At 36.0% G+C, this 751-nt stretch carries 1 protein-coding gene; it reads left to right on the top strand.

Annotation, left to right across the window (positions count from 1 at the left end):
• The first annotated feature begins 161 nt into the window (after positions 1-161).
• Positions 162-695, top strand: coding sequence for a DUF1297 domain-containing protein (locus tag BD31_RS00080; protein WP_306459939.1), 534 nt, complete (start codon positions 162-164; stop codon positions 693-695).
• Positions 696-751 lie beyond the last annotated feature (56 nt).

Below are 751 nucleotides of genomic sequence, written 5' to 3'. Positions count from 1 at the left end.
GAAAAACTAATGAGAGAAGCAAGCCTTCCAGTTCCAAAGCCGGTGACAAACCCCAAGGATATTGACAAGTTAGTTATTGTAAAAAGACAAGGAGCTGCTGGAGGTAAAGGATATTTCATGGCAGCAAACGAAGACGATTATAACAAAAAAGAGAACAATTAATTTCAGAAGGTACTATTTCCAAAGACGAGATACTTTACATTCAAGAGTATGCGGCAGGTGTTTTAGCGTATTTACAATTCTTTTATTCCCCATTAAAAGAAGAGTTAGAATTCTTCGGAGTTGACCAAAGACACGAATCAGACATAGAAGGGTTGGCTAGAATTCCATCAGAGCAGCAACTAAAATTAAGCAAAGTTCCATCATTTAACGTCATTGGAAACAGTCCATTAGTTTTACGAGAATCATTATTAGATGAAGTGTATACAATGGGAGAGAATTTTGTGGAAGCTTCAAAACGAATAGTTGCCCCTGGGATGAATGGTCCATTTTGTATTGAGGGAGTTTATGATGAAAATGCAAAATTCACATCATTTGAATTTTCAGCAAGAATTGTTGCAGGAAGTAATATCTACATGGATGGCTCACCGTACTACTCACTTTTGTTTAACGAGTCAATGAGTATGGGTAAAAGAATAGCAAGAGAGGTAAAAACAGGCTCAGAATCTAATCAATTAGATAAAATTACAACCTAGAACCAAAATCAGATTCAGAAAAAATTATCTCAAATATCCACTAAAATTGCGGCCCT

It is taken from the genome of Candidatus Nitrosopumilus salarius BD31, from assembly GCF_000242875.2.
GTDB lineage: Archaea > Thermoproteota > Nitrososphaeria > Nitrososphaerales > Nitrosopumilaceae > Nitrosopumilus > Nitrosopumilus salarius.
The sequence above is the reverse complement of the archived record's forward strand: the minus strand, read 5'-3'. Positions and strand labels throughout refer to the sequence as shown.